Source organism: Streptomyces sp. A18, assembly GCF_059026065.1.
Map to the genome: position 1 here is coordinate 274,100 of NZ_JBWLKL010000001.1, position 20,545 is coordinate 294,644.

General features: G+C 73.6%; 12 protein-coding genes. 8 read left to right on the forward strand and 4 right to left on the reverse strand.

The features are described 5' to 3' along the window. Window positions 1-5 precede the first annotated feature (5 nt). The 8 genes from AC5P1C_RS01275 to AC5P1C_RS01310 are packed head-to-tail and all read left to right on the forward strand — an operon-like array spanning window position 6 to window position 14,884. Window positions 6-5,885, forward strand: coding sequence for a CHAT domain-containing protein (locus AC5P1C_RS01275; RefSeq protein WP_493863744.1), 5,880 nt, complete (start codon window positions 6-8; stop codon window positions 5,883-5,885). Next, window positions 5,882-6,247: a hypothetical protein gene (locus AC5P1C_RS01280; RefSeq protein ID WP_493863745.1), complete on the forward strand. Its 366-nt coding sequence runs from the start codon at window positions 5,882-5,884 to the stop codon at window positions 6,245-6,247. The genes AC5P1C_RS01275 and AC5P1C_RS01280 overlap by 4 nt, the downstream gene beginning before the upstream one ends. Window positions 6,248-6,278: 31 nt before the next feature. Next, on the forward strand, window positions 6,279-6,734 hold the full coding sequence (locus AC5P1C_RS01285; protein WP_493863746.1) for a nucleotide exchange factor GrpE: 456 nt from the start codon (window positions 6,279-6,281) through the stop codon (window positions 6,732-6,734). Further along, window positions 6,731-8,875 (forward strand): Hsp70 family protein, encoded by a 2,145-nt coding sequence (locus AC5P1C_RS01290; protein ID WP_493863747.1) that lies wholly within the window; start codon window positions 6,731-6,733, stop codon window positions 8,873-8,875. Before AC5P1C_RS01285 ends, AC5P1C_RS01290 begins: the two co-directional genes overlap by 4 nt. After that, entirely contained in the window at window positions 8,872-10,683 is a 1,812-nt protein-coding gene (locus AC5P1C_RS01295) for an Hsp70 family protein (RefSeq protein WP_493863748.1), read from the forward strand. The genes AC5P1C_RS01290 and AC5P1C_RS01295 overlap by 4 nt, the downstream gene beginning before the upstream one ends. Continuing rightward, window positions 10,680-12,281: a hypothetical protein gene (locus AC5P1C_RS01300; RefSeq protein WP_493863749.1), complete on the forward strand. Its 1,602-nt coding sequence runs from the start codon at window positions 10,680-10,682 to the stop codon at window positions 12,279-12,281. The genes AC5P1C_RS01295 and AC5P1C_RS01300 overlap by 4 nt, the downstream gene beginning before the upstream one ends. Further along, complete coding sequence (locus tag AC5P1C_RS01305; protein ID WP_493863750.1) at window positions 12,278-12,763, forward strand: hypothetical protein; 486 nt, start codon at window positions 12,278-12,280, stop codon at window positions 12,761-12,763. The genes AC5P1C_RS01300 and AC5P1C_RS01305 overlap by 4 nt, the downstream gene beginning before the upstream one ends. 3 nt (window positions 12,764-12,766) lie before the next feature. Continuing rightward, window positions 12,767-14,884 (forward strand): thioesterase domain-containing protein, encoded by a 2,118-nt coding sequence (locus AC5P1C_RS01310; protein ID WP_493863751.1) that lies wholly within the window; start codon window positions 12,767-12,769, stop codon window positions 14,882-14,884. A gap of 56 nt (window positions 14,885-14,940) precedes the next feature. Here the strand turns inward: AC5P1C_RS01310 and AC5P1C_RS01315 are convergent, their stop codons facing one another. The 4 genes from AC5P1C_RS01315 to AC5P1C_RS01330 form a co-directional block, all read right to left on the reverse strand. Next, window positions 14,941-16,290, reverse strand: a complete 1,350-nt coding sequence (locus AC5P1C_RS01315; protein WP_493863752.1) for a protein kinase domain-containing protein — start codon at window positions 16,288-16,290, stop codon at window positions 14,941-14,943. Further along, window positions 16,284-17,228 (reverse strand): PP2C family serine/threonine-protein phosphatase, encoded by a 945-nt coding sequence (locus AC5P1C_RS01320; RefSeq protein ID WP_493863753.1) that lies wholly within the window; start codon window positions 17,226-17,228, stop codon window positions 16,284-16,286. The genes AC5P1C_RS01315 and AC5P1C_RS01320 overlap by 7 nt, the downstream gene beginning before the upstream one ends. Then, on the reverse strand, window positions 17,225-17,884 hold the full coding sequence (locus tag AC5P1C_RS01325; RefSeq protein WP_493864020.1) for a vWA domain-containing protein: 660 nt from the start codon (window positions 17,882-17,884) through the stop codon (window positions 17,225-17,227). The genes AC5P1C_RS01320 and AC5P1C_RS01325 overlap by 4 nt, the downstream gene beginning before the upstream one ends. A gap of 215 nt (window positions 17,885-18,099) precedes the next feature. Beyond that, complete coding sequence (locus AC5P1C_RS01330) at window positions 18,100-20,421, reverse strand: GTPase-associated protein 1-related protein (RefSeq protein WP_493863754.1); 2,322 nt, start codon at window positions 20,419-20,421, stop codon at window positions 18,100-18,102. Between the last annotated feature and the right edge of the window lie 124 nt (window positions 20,422-20,545).

A 20,545-nucleotide genomic window follows, 5' to 3' on the forward strand; every position in this document is an offset into this window, starting at 1 on the left:
AGTCGATGCTCGCCTACGAAGAACTCCGCATCCGCATCCGCCCCATCGGCACGAACCGCTATCTCGTCACCGCCAACGGCCCCGCGACAGCCGCCGAAGCGATCGCGGTGCACGGCGAACCCGCCGCCTTCCGTGACCGGTGGGACGAGCTGATCTCGGCCGAGCTCGGCCTGTCCCCCATGGGCGAGCAGCACACGGTGGCGCAGCTCCAGGGTCTCGGCCGTGGCGTCTTCCGGCTGCTCTTCGGCGAGCGGAACCCGGAAGGTGTCGGCGCCTGCGTCGGCCTGGCGCTGGAGCGGGCCCAGCAGATGCGGCCCGCGCGCGGACTGCGGATCCGGTTCGACGTGCCGGAGGAGCTGCGTGACCTCCCCTTGGAGACCCTGTGCGCGCCGCCGGGGCAGCCGGAGCAGTCGATCGCCCTCAACAACGGTTATTCGTTGGTGCGTTCACTTCCCGGCGGCCCACTGGGCCAGCGGCTTCCGGAGCCCGCGGACGAGCCGAGCCTGATCCGGCTGCTCGTGGCCTGCGCTTCGCCCCTCGACGCGAGCCTGCCGCGCCTGCGCCCCGACGCCGAAGTGGCCGCCCTGCGCCACGAGTTGCCCGAGGTGGCCGTGCAGACCACGGTGCTCGAACGGGCCACGCGCAAGAGCCTGGAGACGGCCCTCGGCGCCCACTCGCCCCTGCCGACCGCCCTGCTGCTGATCGCGCACGGGACGTACGACCATGAACTCGGCAAGGGCGTGGTGGCCCTGGAGACCGAGGGCGGCGGCGTCGACCGCGTACCCGCCGACCTGCTCAGCGGGATCCTCCTGAAGGCACCGGGGCTGCGCCTCGTGGCGCTCAACCTCTGCTCCGGGGCGGACAGTTCGCTCGCCGAACCCTTCTCCGGGCTCGCTCAGGCGCTGATCGGCGGAGGCATGCCCGCCGTGGTGGCGATGCGGGGGCGGGTGAGCGACGTGTCGGCGGGGCAGTTCAGTCCTGAGCTGTTCAAGGGGCTCGCGGCGAACCGTACGATCGACGAGGCCATGGGCGCCGCGCGCCGCCGCATCTCGCATCTGCCGGGGCACACGGCCGTGGAGTGGGCGACGCCCGCGCTGTTCCTGCACGAATCCTGCCGCCAGGGCTGGCTGTTCAAGGCGCGCGAGGTGCGGGACGACGGCGGCGCCGTCGCCGACCCGCTGCGCGAGGGCGCGGACGCGCTGCTGGCCTTCCAGCGTCCCGTCGGGCACGTCGACTCGACGGTCCTGATCGGTGCGGCGCGGTATCAGCGCGATCTCGGGCAGTGGGCGCAGGTGCAGCGGATACTGCGGGCCGAGACCCGCCAGTTCGAGGGCGAGCAGCGGCGGCTGCGCGCGGAGGCGGCGTTCGAGCTCGCCTGGGGCGAGCTGGAGAAGCTGTGCGGTCTGCTGGCGGCCGAGCGGGACGCGGACGCCGCCGTCGAGCAGCTCGAGTCCCTCCGTGACGCGCTGCCCGACCCGGCGCCTGCCTGCCTCACGGCGGAGGTGGAACGGCTCCGGCGCCTCACGGGGCTCGCGGAGCAGGCGCGCGCCGCCGAGCGGGCCGGGGACTGGGCGGAGGCGATCGCACGGTACGAGGAACTGCTCACCGCCCACCCGGTGGGCCTCAAGGACACGACGTCCCGCCTCTCCACGGCCCGCGACGAACTCCACGTGGCCGAGGCCTTCGCCACCGCCGAGCGGGCCCGCGTCGGCGCCGACTGGGCGACCGCCACGGCCGCGTACGCCGATGTCCTCGCCCGGCGCTCCGACCACGGGGCCGCGGTGGCGGGCGCCGCGTACGTGGGGGGCCGCGTCGCGCAGGACGCCCGGGAGTGGGCCGCGGCGGAGGCGGGGTTCGCCGCGTGCCGGGGCCTCGCGGACTCCGTGGCTCGGGCGGCATACGTACGCGGGCGGGCGGCGGCCGAGGCGGAGGAGTGGGGGGTGGCGTGCGGGGCGTTCGCGGAGGCCGTGGCGGTGACGGACGCGGGGCCAGCTGCGGGGCCGGACGCGGGGCCGGACGCGGAGGCGAAGGCGCTTCACACGGCGAGCGGCAGCGAGCCGCCCCCCGCAGAAGCCCCCTGCCCCGGCCCTGACCTCACTTCCTGGCACGCCTACGCCACCGGCCGTGTCGCCGCGGCCGGGCGCACCTGGGCCGATGCCGTCGAGGGGTTCGCCGGGGCCGGTGACTTCCTGGACGGCGGCGTACGACTGCACTACGCGCGGGCGCGAGATGCCGCGGACCGTGAAGCCTGGCCGGAGGCGCTCGTCGAGCTGGAGGCCGCCGCGGCTCAAGGATGGGACGCGGAGCCGTGGTTGAGCGGGCTGCGGGAGCGGACGTACCAGGGGGTGCTGGACGCGGCGGGCGTCGGGAGCTGGGCCGACGCGCTCGCGGGCCTCGACCTGTTGCCCCCCGAGTACCGCGATGTGCGGCCACGCAAGTACTACGTCCAGGGCCAGTTGGCGGCCTCCGGAGGCGACTGGGTGAAGGCGGCGGACGCCTTCGCGGAGTGCGTGGCCGCGGGCCCGGCGCCGGCGGGCTGCGGGTTCGACGACGTCGACGCGCTGCGGACGTACGCCCAGGGGCGCCGCTGCCAGGACGAGTCGCGCTGGCAGGACGCGCTGGCCTGCTTCACCCACCTGTCGTCGGACCTCCTCGACGTGCCCGACCGTCTCCTGTACGCACGCGGCCGGGTCGCCGACGCCCGCGCGGAGTGGGCCGGGGTCATCGACGGCTTCGGCCGGCTGCCCGACACGTACGCCCACGGCGAGGTCCGCGACCGGCGCCGCTATGCGCGCGCCCGGGTCGCCGCCGAACTGCGCGGCGACTGGGGCGCGGTCCTGAGCCTGCTGGCCGACGTCCCGGACACGGGCCGCGCGGGAGCGGTCGGCGCCCTGCGCCGCAAGGCGGAGGGCCGCCTTGCGGAGGCGGCGGACGACTGGGCGGGCGCCTGCGAGATCTACGCTCGGGGGCTTCCGCCGGAGGGCGCCGAAGCGAGACAGAACGGCACCACCCACGAGAGCCCCCGCTACCTCCCCGCCCGCGCCGCTCCTGCTGAGGAGACCGGAGCGCGGGTCAGCGTGACCGCCCTCGCGCCCGACGCCAGCCCTGAACCTGAACCTGAACCCGAACCCGACCAAGAACCCCGTCACCTCCACCTCTACGCCCTCGCCCGTACCCACGAGCTCGCCGGCGCCTGGGGTGACGCTCTTCTCGGGTACGAGGCGCTGCCCGACAGCTGGGTCGATGTCGTGGTGCGGCGGCGGTACTCGCGGGCGCGAATCGCCGAGGAGGCCGCCGCGAGCGCCGTGGAGTGGCGTGCCGTCGTGGACGCCTTCAGCTCCGTCAGCTCCGGGAGCCCCGGGAGCGCCGAAGCCGGGCCCTTCGGGGACGCCGCCGCTCGGCGGCGGTATGCCCAGGTGCGGCTCGCCGAGGCCGAGGGGGACTGGAGCCGCGTGCAGGAGGAGGCCGCCGCGCTCGGGGAGCACCGGGACGCCGCCGCGCTCGGCGACTACGCGCGCGGACGCCTGGCCGACGCCCGCCAGGAGTGGCAGCAGGCCGTCGACGCCTTCCGGCGGTGTGCGGGGCACCGGGACGCGCGGGCCCATCTCGCGTACGCGCAAGGGAGGTTGCTGGAGGCGGGTGGGCGATGGAGCGACGCCGTCGCCGCGTACGAGCGGGCCGGTGGCGGCCTCGACCGGGCCGACGCACGATGCCGCAGGCTCCGGCGGCTGCTCGAACTGCTGCCGTGGGCGGACGGGCTCACCAGCGCTCCGCTCGTCGCTGATCCCTTCGCGTCCAGCGACCCGACGTACCCGTACTTCGCGCTGCGTGATGCGGGCGTCGACCCCGGCTCCACCATGGACGTCGTCAACGACGCCTCGTACACGCTCCTCGAACGCGGCGGCATGAAGTGGTCCGAGCGCGTCGCCTGGGACCGGCTGCGGCTTCCGGGGCGGCGGCTCCAGCTTGACGCGCTCCTGTACCGGTGGCACTCCCCCGCCGCGCTGCGCGACGCGATGGCCGGGCTCTCGCCGGACGAAGGGGCGGGGGCAGGGCTCCTGGGGGATCTGTGCGAGCGCTTCCCGCAGGACGCGCCCCTTCTCCTGCTGCTCGCCAGGGACCGGGAAGCCGCAGCCGCCGAGTGGGAGCGGCGGCTCGCGGCGGCGCCGGGCGACATGTCCGTCGTCCATGGGCTGGCCGCCGCCCGGCTCTGGCAGGCGCAGGAGCTGGAGCAGAGCGGGGCCTGGGAGCACGCCGTCACCGCCTGGGAGGCGGCGCTCGCCTACTGGGCGACACTGCTGAGTGACGACGACTACTGGGACGGCTGGCGCGCCGAACGGGCCGCCTGCTACGAACGTGACCTGCCGGGCGAGGACATGGCCCAGCTGCGCCTCGAACTGAGCCAGCATCTCTTCGGGCAGCTGTCCGCCTGCGAACAGCGCCACACCGAGCAGGAGCGTCCCGAACAGGCCGCCGCGTACCAGGAGTTGGCGGCACTGCTTGAAGCCGAACTGGGCGCGGCCCGCGTACTGAAGGACATGGGCGGCCTGCGCGACGTGCCCGGCGCGGGAGCCGCACCGCTCGCCTGCGGCCCCCGTTATCTGCGCCTGCTCCATCTGGAGGCACCGCTCGGCGCGCTCGCCGCCGCCCTGGACGCGGCGGCCGAGCAGGGCAAGGACCCCGGCGTCTACGCGGTACGCGAACTGCGCTGGGCCTTCTCGGAGTTGGCGCAGAGCTTCGTCCTCTCCGAAGTCCACAAGTTCGAGCCCGCCCTGCGCGCGCTGCCCGCCTTCGCCACCCTCACCACGCTGCCCGCCGACTGCGCGGGCCCCGCGTCGGGGGCCACGCCGTCCGAGCACATCGAGGGGTGCGCGCACTGCCAGGACTTCCTGCGGCGCAATCCCGCGTACGTGCAACTGCCCGAGCGGCACACCAAGTTCCTCCAGGACGGCGTAGAGCTGGCCGTCCGCGTGCGCCTCGCGCTCTCGCGCACCGCTCTGACCGACGGCGCGGGCGGCCTTGCCCGCGCCCTCGAGGAGTGGGCCGAACTCGTCCGCGTGTCCCGGCGCGGCGGGATGCAGGCGCGCAGCAAGAAGGCGGTGGTCGGCACGGTGCTCGGCCGCGTCGAGGCCCTGGTCGACCGGGGTGGCGCGCAGCGCGGCGACTGCCTGGACGAGGCCGTCACGCTCGTCGAGGCGGTACCGCCCGTCCTGCACCCGCTCGACCGTGAGCTGGTGGGCCAACTCAACGCCAAACTCTCGGCGTTGCTGTCCATGCGTGGCGTGTGGCGCGGCTACACCCGCACCAAGTACGGCATGCACTCCGACGCCTACGGAGCCGAGGCCGACCTGCGCCGCGCCCTGGCGCTCAACCCGGCGTCCAGCCACGCCCGCGACAATCTGGCGCGCGCCCTGGTCTTCACCCTCGACGCGCACACGCACACGATCCCGGGCCGCCTGAAGATCCTCCACGAGGCGCTCGGGCTCCTGGACGTGGGCCTCGGGCAGGCCCTGACGCACGGCTACCGCGAGACACTCGGGGAGGCGCTCGACGAGCTGGAGCGGCTCCTCGCCCGGGACCTCGGCGTGGACGGGCTGCGCGACCTGATGCGCAGCGACAGCGAGGAGACGCCACCAGAGGAGGGTGAACTAGCCGCCTGGGCAGGCTCGTTGACGGACCGCGCCGAGGAGTCGCTCCGCCGTGACGACATCCGGAGTGCCCTGCACCATCTGATCCGCGCGACCCGCGCCGACCCGACGAACAGCCGCATCCGGCGCGCCCTGCTCGACGCCGTCCAGCGCCGCCTCGACGCGCCGACGAACAGCGGCACCACGGACAGCGGCACCACGGACGGCGGCTCACAGGAAGGAGGCGAGGCACCATGATCAAGGACCCCGCGACGAGCTGGGACGGCGGCCCGTTCCCGTACGACGCGCTGGCCGACGTGGGCGTCACACCCCGGACGTCGCACGCCGACCTCCAGGACGTCTCCTTCGAGCTGCTCGCCCGGCGCCTGATGACGCCGGTCACCCAGCAGGCGTGGGACGAACTGCGCGTCGTACGCCGCCGGATGCTCGCCGACCTGCTCCTGTACGACGTGGACTTCGCGTCGGATATCCCTGCGGCCCAGGCGGCGCTCGACCGTGCGCTCGCCGCCGCCGAACGCTCCACAGGTCCGCCACCCGAATCCTCGCTCCCGGAGGAAACCGCGCGTCTCCTCGACGGCCTGATCACCTTCGACACCTGACATCCCCGCGACACCGAGGAGCCCGCCTCCGATGAGTACGCAGGACCCGCCCCCCGCCACGACGGCCACCGCCGCCCGCCTGGCCCACGAGAACTCCCTGGCGATCGCCGCGCGGGACGCGGCCCACCGGGCGCTGACCGAACAGCTGCTCCTGGTGCTCGCCGACACCCTGGACTCCTTCGACCGGCTGCTCGCCGAAGGCACGGCGGCCGACCCGCAGTCGTACCGCCGAAGCCTCGAACTGATCGCCCGGCAGCTGGAAGCGGCCATGACCGGACAGGGAGTCGAACCCGTCGGCCGGGTCGGCGAACGCGCCGAGCCCGCGATCCACCACGTCGCCGAGGTCCGGGCCGAGCCCGGCGCCGCGGACGACGAGGTCCTGGAAATCCTGCAGCGCGGATATCGATACCGGGGGCACATCCTGCGCGCCCCCCGGGTAGTTGTCGCCGTGAACGGCGACGCCGAGCAGGGAACGGAGCGTTCATGAAGGCCATCGGCATCGATCTCGGCACCACGAACAGCGCGGTCGCCGCCCACGATCCGCACCGCGGGGACATCGCGGTGCTCACCAACAGCAAGGGCGAGCGGCTCACCCCGTCCGTGGTGGGCCTGGCCCGGCAGGACCGCCCGCACCAGCCACTGGTCGGCGAGGACGCGCTGAACTGGGCGATCAGACAGCCCAAGGACACGGTGGTGTCCGTGAAGCGCCTGATGGGCCGGGACTTCGCGGACACCTCGGTGGCCGAGGCGCGCGACAGGCTGAGCTACGAGATCGTCCCGGGACCGGCCGACGATCCGCGGGCGCACGTGGTGCTCGGCGAGAAGACGCTGCCGCCCGCCGAGATCTCCCGGATGATCCTGGAGAGGCTCGTGCAGGACGCGACCCGGACCCTGGGCGAGCAGGTCACGCACGCCGTGATCACCGTGCCCGCGTACTTCCGTGACGCCCAGCGGGCCGCGACCCGTGAGGCCGCCGAGCACGCGGGCCTGGTGGTGAAGAAGATCGTGGACGAGCCCACGGCCGCCGCCGTCGCCTTCGGCCTGCACAAGCCGGACGGCGAGCGCAGCCGGGTCCTGGTCTACGACCTGGGGGGCGGCACCTTCGACATCTCGGTCCTGAACGCGGTCAAGGACCGGGAGGGCAACAGCCAGTTCCAGGTGCTGCGTTCGGCGGGTGACATCTGGCTCGGGGGTGACGACTTCGACCTCGCCATCGTCGAGCGGATCATCCAGTGGATGCGGGACGAGCACCAGGTCGATCCGTCGGGCGACAAGGCGTTCCTGTTCCAGGCGAAGAAGGCGGCCGAGCGCGCCAAGCGGGAACTGAACGACCTCGACGAGACGTACATCGTGATCCCGGCGGCCCACCACAGCGAGAAGGGCGTCCTCGTCGACGTCGAGATGACGCTCTCCCAGGGCGAGTTCCACGCGATGATCGCGCCTCTCGTGTCGCGGACGATGGACGTGGTGACGCAGACGCTCGGCCGCTACGAACTCACGCCCAAGGAAATCTCCGACGTCCTCCTGGTGGGCGGCGGCACGCTCACCCGGCCCGTCTACGAGGCGGTCGAGGCGTACTTCGGCAAGGAAAAGGTCCGCAGGAACATCAACCCCATGGAGTGCGTCGCCTTCGGAGCGGGCGTGCTCGCTGAGACCCTCGACGGCGTGGAGTGCCCGGACCCGGAGTGCGCGAAGGTCAACGAAGACTCCGCGCAGACCTGTGAGGACTGCGCGGAGAGCCTGGTCAACGCCCGCCCGGTCGGCTCGACGGGGCTCTACGAATCGACGCCCATGGCGATGGGGATCGCCGCGGTCAAGGGCTCCCAGCGCGACGTGTTCGTCGAGATCATCCCGGCGGGCTCCCCCTATCCGCTGCCCGAGCCGCGGCAGCGGACCTTCCACGCGACCGACAGCCGCCGCATCCGCGTCCCGGTGTACGAGGGCGACAGCCGGGTGGCGAGCGAGAACCACGAGCAGGGCGTGGTCGAGTTCGACCTGCCGCAGGAGATCGAGATCAACCGGCACGTGGACGTGTCGTTCAACTACTCCGCGGACCGCATCATCACCGTACGGATCAGTGTGCGCGGCACGGACATGACCCTGGAGGCGACCCCGAACCGGGAACGGCCGAGGACGCCGCCCCCCGAGACGGGCGCGGAGGTCGACAGCCATGTGCTGCGCGAGGAGTTGGGGTACGCGGAGCGGGAGGCCGACCACTTCCTGAAGCGGTACGGCACGTACATCGAGCCGGTGCAGGCGATGAAGGTGCGCCGGGACATCGAGCAGGCCCAGCGGGCGGCGGCGATGGGCGACAGCGGCGAGTACAAGCGGCTGACCGAGCTGCTGCTCGACGACGTGTTCCACCAGTGCGGTCTGGCCAGCCAGTTCCGGCAGGCCGAGCTGGCCTCGGAGGGCGCGCCGCCGGACACGGTGCGGCAGATCAACGAAGCGGTCGACTTCGTCAAGCAGGCCCACCGGCAGGGCAATCGGGTGCAGACCGCGCAGCAGGCCCGCAACCTCCGCAGCCTGGTGGCGGTGGCCCAGTCGGAGCGCCGGGTGCAGTCGCTGCCCGACCGGCCCGACTACGGCGGCATCCTCCAGGTCGGGGAAGACACGGTCGACGGATGACGTCAGCGGTGGAGCGCGCCTCTGTGTGCCTCGGGCTCGACTTCGGCAGTACAGGCCTGCGCGCGCTGTTCGCGCTGCCGGGAGCGCCCGCGCGGCGGCTCGAAGCAGCGGCGGGCGACTGGCCGTGGCTGCTGTGCGAGCCCGCCCCGGCGGGCGTCCTGCCCGTCGCCTTCCCGAGCCTCAAGAGCCGGGTCGGCAGCGGGCGGCCCGTCCGGGCGCAAGGAGCGTCGTTCCCGCCGGAACAGCTGGTGGCCCGGATGCTGCGGATCCTGCGGGAACGGGTGGAGACGGAGACGTCGGGGACGGTCACGCAGACCGTGATCAGCGTGCCCGCGTTCTACCGGTCGGCACAGCGTTCGGCCCTGCGGGACGCGGCGCGGGACGCGGGGCTCGCGCCGGTGCGACTCATCAGCGACGCGATGGCCGCGGTCGTCGGGCACGCGTCGGAGCGGGAGAACGGCACCTTCCTCGTGTACGGGATGGGGTACGAGGGGTTCGAGATCGGCCTGGTCCGCGGTGTGCGGGGGCACTACCGCGCGCTCGGCCACGAGGGTGCGACCACATCGGGCGGGCGCGCCTTCGACGGGGAGGTCCTCGCGTCGGCGGTACGGCTGCTGCGCAGACACCGGGGTCCCGGCTCCGTGACGGGCGTGGACCCGGAGGTGTGGCTCGCGCTGCGGGCGCGGGCGCAGGAGGCACGGGAGGCGCTGAGCACGCCGGGAAGCGCGGGGGCCGCCGAGCTCTCCCTGGACGTGGGCACGGGGCCGCCGCTGGAGGTGCGGATCACCCGGCCCCATCTCGACACCTTCCTCGCCCCGCATGTGCGCCGCACGGTGGACCGTGCGCGCTCGCTCCTCGACCAGTCGGGGATGACACCGGCCGACGTCGACACGCTGCTCCTGACGGGCGGCAACTCCCTGATGGAGCAGGTCGGTTCGGGGGTCGCGGAGCTGGGCGGCCACCGGGTGCAGGCACCGCCCGAGCTGCTCGCCCTGGGGGCGCTGAAGCACGCGGTGCGACTCGCGGGCGGGGCCGCCGGGGCCGCCGCGCTGGAAGAGGGGCCGCTGCAGCCCGCCGACCCTGCCGACGACACGCTCTCGGACGCGCCCGCCCTGACGGCGACGCTGGTCGGGGGCGCGGAGACGCCACCGCGGGGAGAGGTGGAGCGGGCCCGCGCGCTCGCGGGGCAGGGGCGCACGGAGGAGGCGGTGGCGCTGCTGCGGGGGGTCGTCGCGGAGGCGGGCGCGCTGCTCGACACGCTCACGTCGAAGGCCGGGGAGCCGGTGGTCGGGGACCCGACGGTCCGGGTGCCGGTGGGCGGGGATCCGGTTGCCGTCGAGCCGGAGACTCCGCCTCCCGCCGACCGGGTGGCGCTGCGCCAACTCGCCCGCGCCGAGCATCTGTTGGAGCTCGCACGGTACGACGAGGCCGTGCAGGCCTCGCACGCGGCGTGGCTCGGAGCGGCCACCAAGGCCGCCGGGGCCGACGTGCTCGACGCGATGATCGACGTGCACTGCGCCGCCGCGATGGCCGACACCTCACCCGGGCACTTCCCCGACGCCGAACGGTGGCTGCGGTGCGCGTACAGCCATGACCCGACGAGCGAACGCGTGCGCGGGCTCCTCGCGGAGCGCACCTACCGGCACGCGGTCGAACTACAGCGCCTCGGCGGACGCGATGAGGCGATTGAGGCCCTGGGGAAGTGCCTCACATGGAATCCTGAACACGCCGATGCCGAGGCCCTGTTGCGGCGGTTGAACCGCGACGGGAGGAACCGGCGAGGCCCGAGAGCAGGGGGAAGCGTTTGACGCCCGCAGAACTGCTGGACAAGCAGAAACTCATCGATGAGTTGCAGCGTCTGGCAGCCCATCCATCGCTCGCACCCCGGTCGGCCGAACTGACCGTACTGGCGAAGGACTTGAAACCCGCACACCAGCTGGACCGGTGGGCCGAGGTGGACCTCGTGGACGCCTACGTACGCCCCGAGAGCGTGCTCACGCCGCCCACCGGGCAGGCCGGGCGGCACGACGGCCGCCTGGAGGCAGCGCTGGGGATCCTCGTGTTCATCCCGCTCCTGGTGACGTGGTTCGGGCTGCGGGAGGCGGTGCGGGCGTACGGGGAGCTGAGCAAGGAGGACCCCAAGGAGTCGACGCGGCCCTTCCTCCAGCTGTGGCAGTCCGGCTTCGGCGGACATCTGTCGGCCCTCGGCCGCTTCGAGAACGTGGCGTTGATGGCGGTGCTCCTGATCGCCCTCCTCGTCCTGCTCTCGGTGTGGCACGCGCGGGTGAGGGCGCGTACGGACCGGGAGGAGACGGAACAGCAGGGCGAGCGGGAGCGGCTCCTGGCCGAGCTCGCCTCCGTCCTCACGCGTACGCAGATGGTCCTCGCCCCGCACCGCAGCGCTTCGCCCCAGCAGTTCACCTCGGAGCTGACCAAGGCGGCCACCCAGATGCGGCAGCTCGCGTCGAAGGCGGAGACCAGCCACAAGGCGCTGACCGGCACGACGACGACGGTGAGCAGGTCCATCGACGCGCTGAAGGCCGCGGCGGACGCGCTGACCCTCGAAGTACCGAAGCTGGGCGCCGCGGCGTCCCGCATCGAGCAGACCTTGCTCGACGGCCGGAAGGCGGCGGCCAAGGCGAGCGCCGCCGACGCGAACGCGGCACGCGACATCGCCGACCGCGTCAAGACGGCGGGCGACACGGTCGAGTCCTCCCTGAAGTCCCTGATCGCCGCCCAGCAGTCCCTCGTCACCAAGTCGGAGACGGTGGCCGCGGCCACCGACCGGGCCTCGCAGGCACTGGTCGACAGCACGGGGCGCACGGGCGACGCGGTGGACGGGATGCGCGAGGCGACGGAGCGGTGGGACGCGGCGGCGGCGCACTGGCAGGACGCGGCGGCACGGCTCGACGCACGGATCGGGGCGCTGGTGGGGGCGTCGGGCCTGCCGGGCACGCCACCGACCGTGCCCGCGCCGGCGTCGACCCTGCTGGGAACACCGACCGTGCCGGCGTCGGCCGGAACGGCGGGGAACGGACACGGCTGGGGCGGTGGCGCGAACGGAGACCCGGCCGCTGGGTACGGCCCCTCCGGGAACGACGGCCTGCCGTACGGCGGCACGACGGGCAACGGCACGCCGTACGGCGGCGGTACGGCGACCGGCGGCACGGCGGGCAGTGACGCCTGGAGCGGCGTCGACGTCGGCGTCGACGCGGCCGGCGGGCACACCGCCGACGGACAGACCGGCGATCGACAGGCCCCCGACGGTCACACCGCCGACGACAGTCTCCGCAGCGAGGCGACCCGTGCCCTGCCCGCCCGGGGACGTCGCATCCCCTCCCCCGCGGAACCCGTCGACTCACCGCCGCGCCCACCGCGCCAACCGCCCGGCGGAGGTGACGCGTGAGCCGACCGCGACGCCGGGGGCGGATCAGCGTGGTCGTCCTCGCGGGGTGGCTCTTCGCCGATCTGCTCCTCGTGCTCGCCCTGGTGTCGATGGCCGACCGCCCCGACCCCCTGGCCGACCGCCCCAAGGCGTCCGAGCGGAAACCGAAGCCGTCGCCCTCCACGTCCAAGCCCCCCGCGGGCCCCCGCTCGGTGGAGCTGGAACCGGAGGAGTTCCGGGTCAAGGGCGCGGACAAGGGCGATCTGGCCCGGCAGATCCACAAGAACACCGGGAAGTGGGCGGGGCGGGAGGCAGCACTGGTGCTGACGTTCGGCGGCTCCAGGAACGGCGAGGCGTACGCGCATCGCGTCAACTCCGCACTCAACAAGGGCCGTTCGGACATGTTCACGAAGAAGACGGCGACGGACGACTTCCACAAGCTGGGCGACCCCGCCTCGACGGCGACGGTCAGGGTGTACTTCTACACGACGCCGGGCGGCTGACCGATGACGAGCTGGCGACCCGGCGCACGCCCGCCGGACGACGGCGGCGCCTCCGGGCTCCCGTTGCCGACGCTGCCCGCCTTCCCTGCGATGCGCGGCTACGTCCAACTGCACGCGACGTTAAGGAAACTCGGCTTCCGCCACGCCGCGGACGCCCTCCGAGCCCCGGCCCCCGCGCCCGCTTCGGGACAATCGACGGAGGCGCTGTTCGGCACCCTGCCGAAGGCCGAGACCGACGACGGCTTCCGCGTCCTCGACGGCCTGTGGTTCCCCGCACGCGGCGGCCTGTGGCAGCGCGTCGATCTGGCGTACGTCCAGGAGTCACGCGACCGGTGGATGTCTTCGGCGCACGCGCGCGCCATGGACGTGGCCGCCGTCGTGGACGTCCTGGAGACCGTCGTACGCGACGACCCGATGGGCCTGCGCCGCATCGTCCTGTGGGAACTGTGCTGCCGACTGAGCGACGGCACCGCGGAGCACGGCCCCCGGCCCACCCACGCGCCGCCCGCCGCCGCGCACGCCGTCGCCCTCGGCGTGCACCGCGCCGAGGCGGGGCCGCTCGTGGACGCCGTCGCCGCCGTCCGCTTCCCGGCGGCAGGCGATGCCCGGGACGCGGCCGAGACCCTCAACGACATCTGGCCCGGCACCAGGCTGCGCGAGGCCGAACGCCTCGCACACCTCGTCCCTCCGGCGCCCACGGACCACGTGCTGGCCGCCCTGCTCGACACTCTCCACGCCCGCTCCACCGCCGTACGTCAACTCACCCTTACAGCGGAGCAGTTGACGGATCGCGGTGACCTCCGTGGCGCGGCGGCCGCCTGGCTCGGCGCCCTGCGGCAGGCCCGCGACGACGTGGACGCGCGGGCGGGCCTCCTCCGCGTCGCCGCGCTCCTGGCCGACGAGCCGTCCGCCCCGGTGGAGTCGGAGGTGACGGCCGTCGTCGACGACCGGACCCTACGACTGTCCTGGCGCGCCCCGGTCCGCGGCGGGGGCACGGTCTCGTACCGCGTGCTCCGGTACGTCGAGGGCGCGCCCGAGCTCGCCGTAGAGGTGTCGGACGACAGCGCCCTCACCACGGTCGACCTCGATCCCCCCACCGGACGCCCCCTGCGCTACGCCGTGTTCCCCGTCCGCGGGGACCGCATCGCCGGGGTGCCCCGCGTCACCCCGCAAGTACTGCTCACTCCGGACGTCTCGGAGCTGCGCGCCGAAGCGGTGCCGGACGGCGTGCGGCTGCGGTGGCGGCCGGACCCGTCGGCCCTGGAGGTCAGCGTCGTACGGATGGCCGAGGGCGAAGACGGCCCGCCGCAGCACGTGTTCTGCGAGCACGACCGGCTCCTGGACGCGCCGCTGACCGTGGGCCGGTACGTCTACGAGGTCCGCTGCGCCTACCCGGGGCCCGGCGGCCGTCTCGTCTGGTCACCCGGGCGCACCGTCACCACCCGCGTCGACCGCTGGCCCTCACCGGTGGATGAGCTCACCGTCCGGCGCCTCGACGACGGCCGCGTACGCATCGCGTGGCGGCCGCCCGCCCGGGGCGATGCCCACCTGGTGCCGTGGTTCGCGCACCCCCTGCCGCCGGGCGCGGACGTGTCCGAGCACGTCGGCCGCCTCGCGTCGCCCGACGGCGCGCCGCCGACCTGCGCCGACGTGCTGCCGCCGCCCCGTGAGCGGCTGCGGATGACGGCCGTGAGCGTGCTCGGCGACCGCGCCGTCTCGGGGCCGAACATCGTCGTCGAACGCCAAGGGGAGGTACGGGACCTGGCGGTGCGGCGGGTGGCCGCCGACCGTGCCGAGCTGCGGTTCGAGTGGCCCGAGCCCGCCGTGCTCGCGCTCATCACCTGGGAGGACGGCGTGCGGGGCGGTGAGCAGCGCGTGGCGCGCAGCCGGCACGTCTCGGGCCGGGCCGTGGCGCTCCAGGTCTCCCCTGCGGAGTGCCGGTTCACCGTGACCGCGCTGCCGCGGCCGGATGCGGTGGCCATCGCGGCACCATCCGCCGAGGCCGTGCTGCCCGCAGCGCCGCCACCGGTGCCGGTGCTGCCGCCGGCGCCCGCCCCGTGGTGGCGGGCCTGGTGGGGACGGTGGCGTGCGAAGCAGCCGCCCGCTGCCACCAGGCCCTGACCCCCGCCCGCTCCCACCAGGCCCTGAACTCCCAGACCCTGACGTCCGCCTCCGCCCTAGTCCTTGACCTCCGCCTCCGCCCCGCCCCCGAACTCCAGCAACAGCCCGGCCCGCAGCGCGATCGTCCGACCGGGCTCCACGTCCCGCACGGTCCCGTCGTCCTTGCGCGCGGTCCACACGTCCTTGGTGTGGTTGGTGAGGCCGAACCTGCCCGGGTTCTGGGGGTGTGCGGTCACCTCGCCCACCACGGCCCGGAAGTCGTGCCGGTCGGGGTACTCGACCAGGTGGTGGGCGTAGACGCGCGCGCTCGGGGCGAGCCTGATGCCGCGCCGGGTACGCAACGTCCCCGTACCGGTGACGAGTTCGAGCCGCGGCGGAAGCACCAGCGTGCGGCTGCACTTCCAGCAGTCGGGGGCCGCGCCGTCCGGCTGTGTGAGGTTCTGCTTGCCGCAGGAGCCGCATTGGGTGATGGCGTCGAGTACCTGGCTCAGGGCGTCGCACCACTGCGACTCGCGCACCCGCTTGACCGGGGTCCGCACCCCCTCCGTGAAGGTACGGATGAACAGGTCACGCAGGATCGGCGGCAGCGCGCCCCAGGTGGCGACCACGGTCGGCTGCTCGCCGGGGTCGGGGCGGTTGCGGGTGTCGGACGGGTCGTAGATGAAGACCGGATCGGTGCCGTACAGGCGCCGCTTGGCCGCCTCGTCCATGCAGCGGATCTGCAGGGCCTGCGCGCCGTTGAACGGGTGGTCGTTCATCAGGAGCAGGAAGAGCAGGACGGCCAGCGAGTGCAGGTCGGTCTGTGTGCCGGGCTGCGCCCCCTTGTCGCGGCGGACCAGCTCGGGTGCCATGAAGTCCATCGTCCCGGCGACCGCGGCGGACTCGCCCTCCACCACCGCGTTGTCGTTGTCGCACACCAGGACGTCCCCGGTGCTCGGGTCGAAGAAGATGTTGCCCCAGTTGATGTCGCGGTAGGCGATGCCTCTGGAGTGCAGCGACCGGTAGGCCTCGACGGTGTGCAGCGCCACGGTGACCAGCGTGCGCATCGTCGCGGCGGACACCGAGGGGTCGCGTCGGAACAGCGCGGGCAGGTCTCGGAAGCGCGCGGGCCGTACGTCCATGAGGTAGCCGAAGCCCGGTTGGCTGCCCTCCGGGTCCAGGACGATGGCGGTGGGCCAGAGGAAGCGGTCGTCGCTCCAGCCGCGCGCGATGAGCCCTTCGAGGATCTGCCGCTGGCGGGCGTCGGCCAGCTGCGGGTAGTACCACTTCAGCGCGCGATCGCCCTGCGGCGTCGTCACGCGGTAGACCTCGCCCTGGCCGCCGGAGCCGAAGAGCTCGGCCACCTTGACCTTCTCCCCCGACTCGGCCACCAGGGTCTTTCCGGCGGCGAGCATCCCGTTCACCATGCGGTTCCTTTCTCGGCTTCCTGTTCGGCTGAGCGGTCGACCGAACCGTCGACCGAGCCGTCCCTCACGTTTTCGGGCTCAGCGGGTGCCGTGGCCGCCAGAGCGCCCACGAACGTCGTGTCGTCACCGGAGTACTTGGCGGCGCGCTCCAGCCAGTCCGCGAGCTGCGCCTGCACCGCGGGCACGCCCTGTCCCGCGGCGCGCTCGGTGACGCCGGTGGCGAAGTCCAGGAATCCCTGGTGGTCGGCGAAGCTCTTGGAGAGGCCGTCGGTGGAGATGAGCACGGCCGGCGGCGCGCCCCCGGTGAAGGGCTGCCAGTGCGAGCGCATCTTGCGCCAGGGCTCCGGCTCGCACAACGAGTCCGTCTCGTCCCCCATGTCGGGCCCCGTCGAGAGCGGCGTGTGCGGGGTGCCTTCCGCGTCGACGAGGACTATGTCGCCGTCGCCCAACTGCCAGCAGAAGAGCATGCGTTCGGTGAGGACGGCACCGATGAGCGTGCTCCCGTACACAGCGAGGTCCGGCGCGGCGCCGCCCGCACCCGGCAGCAGGCGTCGGCCGTGCGCCGGGGAGTTGCAGTCGTGCAGCAGCGCCCGCTCGCGCCAGCGGTGCGCCACTTGCTGCGGCAGCCTGCGGGCCTCGGCGCGCAGGGCGGTCCAGCCCGTCGCGTCGGCGCCGACACGCACCACTTCCCGCGCGAAACCCTCCGCGCACGCGGTGAACTCCTCCACCGCCCACCAGGAGCCGAGGTCGCTGCGGAAGTGGGCCGCGGAGCCATGGCCGTCGGCGACCGTGAGCACCGCGGCACGCCCGTCCGCGACGGAGAGGGCGCCGCAACTGTCCTGGCTGTACTTCTTGCCGACTCCCTTGACCGTCGCACCGAGCAGGGCCCAGCTGTCGGTCGCGGGCCGGGCCCATGCCGGTGTGGAGGGCCCGCTCACCAGATGTCGTCTTCGTCGCCCTTGGTCAGCGGCGTCGGCCCGAGGGGAGGCGCGGGCTTGGCGTCCTCGACCGTCGGCGTCGACGCCTCCTTCACGACGGCCGTCGACATCCAGCGGATGGCAGCGGCGAGCTGTCGGGGGTTCTTGGCCTGCAGCGGCTCCAGCTCGGGGTTGCCGAGGAACTCCTTGAGCATGCTCTTGTCCGCGTCGTCCCCGATGGCCACCGCGACACGTACTGCGCGCTTGCCCCAGGGCGTCGCGTCGATCTCGCGCAGGCCCGCGCGCCAGTCGTCGGTGGGCTGCCCGTCGGAGGCGAGCGCGAGCACCGGGGGCAGCGCGCGCTGCGGCATGGGCGGGGTCTGCAGCGCGCCGGCCGCGAGCTTGAACCCGGCGCCCATGTCGGTGCCGCCGTACGTGTGCACGTCCTCCCAGGCGAACCGGTCCACCGGGGTCGGCTCGCTCACGTGCCAACTGGCGCCGCTGGCAAAGGAGATGGCACGTACGAGGAGTGAGGCGGCCGGGTTGGACTCGGCCGCCTGCTGCATCTCGGGGATGGCCTCGCGGATGGCGAAGTTCAGTTCGCCGATCTTGCCGTTCACGCCCATGGAGCCCGAACAGTCGAGCATCCAGATGAAGTGGACGGGGCGGTTCGCCATACTGCCGCCGGGGAAGTTGTCGGCGGCTTCACCGGACTGGGCGGTGACGCTGGTCTGGCTGGTCTTCCTCACGCTGGTCCTCTCGCGCGTAGGCGGGTCGGTGGCTTGGGTGGGGTGGTGTGGTTCTGGCTCTGGTGCGTGTGCGTGGTGCTGGTGCGTGTGCGTGGTGCGTGCGTGCTTCCGGTGTGTGCTTTGGCGTGCGGTCCGAGGCCCGGTCAGTGGCCACAGCCAGGACCGTTGCCGTGGCCATGGCCATGGACGTGGACGTGGCCGGGACCCGACCCCGGCGTCGGCGGCCCTTGCGCCCCCGCCTGCCGACTGCGCCAGGCGTTCCACTCCTGGACCCGCTGCGAGCCCCGCCCGTGCGGCTGCCGGGCGATCTCCGTGGCGATCTCGCCGAGCGTCCAGTCGTTCAGATGCGGCACGACGGGGGCGAGGACGCGGGTCAGCAGCTCGTCGGCGACCCGCTGCCACACCATCGTGATCCGGGGCCCCTGCCGGGGGCGCCAGACGTGGTAGAGCGCGGCGATCTCGGCCGGCTGGCGGGGCAGTTCGCGGATCAGCCGTTGCCGAGCGCCCTCGTCGAGGAGGTACTCGCGATAGGGCCGAAGGACGTCGTCGCCCGTGCCCATCAGGAACTCCAGCGACGGCCGATGGCACAACTCGACGGGCGACGCCCCGGCGAACCCCCGGCCGACCCACGCGCCCGTCCCTTTCAGCAGGACGTCACCGAGCGGCGACGCCTGCCGGAACTGGACGCGGACACGGTCGACGGCAAGGCGCAGCGGCATGCGGCCCTCGGCGAACTCATATGACGTCAGGAGGAGTTCGGCCGTGGCGCGCTGCAGCGCGGTCAGCTGCCCCGTCGCCCGCAGGTCCCGGGCGAACGCGACGAGGTCGCCGTCGACCCGCTCCGGCGATCTGAGCAGGACGGCGAGCGGGACGACATAACCGGCCTCCACGATCATCCGTGTCGGGCAGGCGCGGGCGAGCTCCGCCAGATCGGCGATGTCGGGCTGCGTGCCTCCCCACACGATCCGCCACAGCCGCTTCAGCGTCCCGGGGTCGGTCACCTCGCCGCCCGGCAGCAGTTCCGTCAGCGCGGCGAAGAGCCGGGCGCCCCGCAAGCAGTGCGGATGCCGCCGGAAGCGGGCCCCGGCTTCGGCGAGCCGGAGGAACAGCGGCGCCTCACCGGCCTCGACGCGCCGCCGGAGCCACTCCCCCTGGGGGGAGTTGGCAAGGTCCCGGAGTTTGCTGAGCTTGCCCTCGGTGACGCCATCGGCGAGCAGGTTCAGGACCTGCCGGTTCAGGCCCGCGTGGCCGAGCGACTCCAGGACCTCGACGGACTCCGCGCACGCGCGCCGCCCGGGGTTGAGCAGCGCGTTGGCGAGCCGTTCCGTCGCCTTGTCCAGGCCACGCCCCGCGTCCACGCCCAGGGCGAGCGCGAGCCGCAGTGGTTCGGTCCAGGTGCCGACGGGCTCGCGCAGGGTGCGCCGCAGCACGTCGTCCGCACGGCCGCCGAGCTCACCGCGCAGCCGCTGCCAGGCCTCGGCACCCAGCGGGAGGCTCTCGCAGACGGCGAGGTCGGGCAGTGTGCCCTGCTGCTCGGCCACTGCCGCGTAGTGCCGGACCAGGGCGAGGGCGAGCGGTTCGGCCGCTGCCGGGTCTTCGGCACCGAGCGCGCGACAGAGTCCGTACAGCTCGTCGACGAGCGGGCTGTCGGCGCCCTCCTCCGCCACGGAGGCGGCATGGGCGCGCACGATGTCCCGGCGGGCATCGCCGGACATCGTCGTCAACGTCCGTACGTCCAGGGTCGGGTGGGTCAGTGCGAACGGGTCGTCGTCGGCCCCCGGTTCCGGCGGTGTGCCCTCGATCCACTGCCGGGCGGTCACTTCGGCCCAGGTGTCGGGCATCGGCGTGCTGCCCTGGCCGCCCACGCCGTCGTGCACGCGATAGAGGTGGTCCAGCGTCGGCCCGTCGAAGCGGTCGAAGTCCGCGTCCGGGCCGATGCCGAGGATCTGCTGCGGCGCGCGCCGCGGCTCCGTGGTCCATGTGCTGAACGTCAGCGAGGCGGCGTACGCAGCGGGCAGCGAGGCGCAGGCGAGGGCGACCCAGTGGGCCACGGTCCGCGCATCGTGCTCGGCGACGACGATCTGTCGCCCGGCCCGCTCGTCGAACAGGCGGCGTACGTCGGCGAGGAAGGGTTCGAGGCGGGACGCGTGCTCGCGGGCGAAGGCGGTCAGGCCTTCGGGCGCCACGTCCTCCAGGGGCGAGGGGAGTTCGGCGTGGCTGTCCGCGTACGCGACGTCGACCCGCGGCCCGGCGACGGTGCTGCAGAGCAGGCCCGCGCCGTCCGGGAGTCTGCTGCGGCTGAGGCCCTGGCGGTGCCCGACGGCCAACACGAGGGCGGCCAACTCCATTGATTCAGGGGGCTGTTCCTTCTCCTGCTCCTGTGGTCCCGCCGGTGCGGGGATCAGACGGACGGATCCGGTGTCCGGCTCCTCGTCGAGCCGGTAGCTGAGGCGGCGGATGGCCATGCCACATTGTGACCACCCGCGCGCTCCCATCGCAGGCCGTCCGCCAAGTTTTCACCTTCCCCGGGAAGCACTCGGCTTCCTGTTGAGGCGCTCGGCTCATCGCGCGCTCCGGGGCCGCCGCGCA

Coding starts and splice junctions, on each gene's coding strand:
- AC5P1C_RS01275 (WP_493863744.1), top strand. CDS start 6: ATGCTCGCCTACGAAGAACTCCGCATCCGCATCCGCCCCATCGGCACG.
- AC5P1C_RS01280 (WP_493863745.1), top strand. CDS start 5,882: ATGATCAAGGACCCCGCGACGAGCTGGGACGGCGGCCCGTTCCCGTAC.
- AC5P1C_RS01285 (WP_493863746.1), top strand. CDS start 6,279: ATGAGTACGCAGGACCCGCCCCCCGCCACGACGGCCACCGCCGCCCGC.
- AC5P1C_RS01290 (WP_493863747.1), top strand. CDS start 6,731: ATGAAGGCCATCGGCATCGATCTCGGCACCACGAACAGCGCGGTCGCC.
- AC5P1C_RS01295 (WP_493863748.1), top strand. CDS start 8,872: ATGACGTCAGCGGTGGAGCGCGCCTCTGTGTGCCTCGGGCTCGACTTC.
- AC5P1C_RS01310 (WP_493863751.1), top strand. CDS start 12,767: ATGACGAGCTGGCGACCCGGCGCACGCCCGCCGGACGACGGCGGCGCC.
- AC5P1C_RS01315 (WP_493863752.1), bottom strand. CDS start 16,290: ATGGTGAACGGGATGCTCGCCGCCGGAAAGACCCTGGTGGCCGAGTCG.
- AC5P1C_RS01325 (WP_493864020.1), bottom strand. CDS start 17,884: ATGGCGAACCGCCCCGTCCACTTCATCTGGATGCTCGACTGTTCGGGC.
- AC5P1C_RS01330 (WP_493863754.1), bottom strand. CDS start 20,421: ATGGCCATCCGCCGCCTCAGCTACCGGCTCGACGAGGAGCCGGACACC.